Raw genomic sequence first — 1,799 nt, 5'->3', positions numbered from 1 at the left:
TGTAAACGCTAAAATAAAAGTTGACCACTTTAGCGGTTTTCGCTAACCAAAAAGTTGACCACCCTTAACACCCATCCCTTATCATAAGTTTGTCGAGAACTGTATGATTTGGGAGGAAAAAGGATGTTAAAGATGGCTAATATTGAGCTTATCAGAAAACTGCATTTTAAAGAAGGGCGTTCGATCCGGCAATTAGCAAAAGATCTTAATTTATCTAGGCAGACAATTAGAAAAGCACTGCAACAAACGGAAATTCCAAAATATCAACGAAACCAGCCAGTGGTTAATCCTGTGATTGATCCGGTCAAACCACTTATCCTCCGCTGGTTGGAAGAGGATGAACATGCCCCTAGAAAACAGCGCCACAGTGCTGCGCAAATCCACAGGCGCTTGGTAGATGAATACGGATTTAAGGGTGGAGAATCCACTATCCGCCGATTCGTACGCCAGTATAAGCAGCTACATAATCCTCCTGCTTCCTCCATTCCGTTGGAATTCGATCCCGGAGAGTTTGCCCAGTTTGATTGGGGCGAAGTCTTCATCCTTTTGAACGGGATTGAATTGAAAGTAATGCTTTTCTGTATGAGGCTTTTGTTCAGCCGGAAAATCTTTATTAAAGTCTTCCGCCATCAACGGCAAGAAGCTTTGTTTCAAGGCCACGCGGATGCATTTGATTATTTTGGAGGTGTCCCGAGGACAATTGTCTACGACAATATGAAGACAGCTGTTAAGAAAGTCCTTGAGGGAACAAAGCGTGAAGAACAGGAGGCGTTCACCCAATTCCGTTCTCACTATCTGTTTGACTCCCAGTACTGTGCTCCTGCCAAGGGAAATGAAAAAGGCCAGGTAGAGAAATTGGTCCAAACAGCCAGGTCTCAGTTCTTGGTCCCTGTCCCGCAAGTGGGCAGCCTGGAGGAACTAAATCAATACCTTAAAGAAAAATGCGATCGATACGATGATACCTCTGTGCCAAGGACGAAAGAAAAAGTGGGGGAGCGTTTTGTTCAGGAGAAAGAAGCGCTTTTGCCGATCCTAGGGACCCACCGTTGCGCAAGGAAAATAAAAGCAACAATCAACAGCCTATCTCTTGTGAACTTTGACACAAATTATTATTCCGTACCGACAAGGTACTCGGGAAGGAAAGACGCAGAGATTTTGGCATATGTAGAGAGGGTCGAAATTTGGCTGGATGATGTCTGTGTTGCCAATCACGAGCGTTCCTACGACCATTCCGAAGAAATTTTTGAGGTGGACCATTACCTTGATGAACTGGAAAGAAAGCCGAGGTCAATACAACATGCACGGCCTCTGCGAAAGGCGGATCTGCCCTTCAGCTATCAGGAATTCTACAATCGAACACTTTCAAAATATGGACATGGGAAAGAGTTTATTAAATTACTTAAACTCCATCGGGAGTTTTCAAAAGAAGCGATTGGCTTGGCGGTGGAAAACTGTCTTCACGAACAATTATTTACAGCAGACCATGCGAGGCATTTCATCTATTTACTTACTCAGCCGGAAATGGGAAGGCCGGCCCCCACCGATTATCAAAACGGGCCAGTTGTTTCGGTAAAACCGCCTGTTTTCAGTCCGTATGATGGACTGTTACAGAAAGGGAGATACATGCATTGAACTCACATCGATATCAAATGGACGAGTATCTAAAAAGGCTCCGCCTCCCGACTATTCGTGCGCAGCTTGATGCATACCTTCGGGAAGCAACTGAGCAACAGATTACGTATGAAGAATTCCTCTACCACCTCTTATCAATTGAGGTCGCTGAGAGGGAAGCAAAAAAA

Annotated in this window: 1 protein-coding gene; it reads left to right on the top strand. The window is 44.7% G+C overall.

The genetic code is table 11. The annotated features are described in order from the left end of the window. The first annotated feature begins 132 nt into the window (after positions 1–132). Entirely contained in the window at positions 133–1,632 is a 1,500-nt protein-coding gene (gene istA / locus ACQCVH_RS25215) for an IS21 family transposase (protein ID WP_426838404.1), read from the top strand. The last annotated feature ends 167 nt before the right edge of the window (positions 1,633–1,799 follow it).

Source organism: Bacillus infantis (assembly GCF_050107595.1).
GTDB lineage: Bacteria > Bacillota > Bacilli > Bacillales > Cytobacillaceae > Bacillus_AB > Bacillus_AB infantis_C.
Note: the sequence above shows the minus strand (reverse complement) of the source record. Positions and strands in the feature narration are given on the sequence as shown.

What these genes read in the sequence shown, in the direction of transcription:
- istA (WP_426838404.1), top strand. Translation starts at nt 133, where the DNA reads ATGGCTAATATTGAGCTTATCAGAAAACTGCATTTTAAAGAAGGGCGT.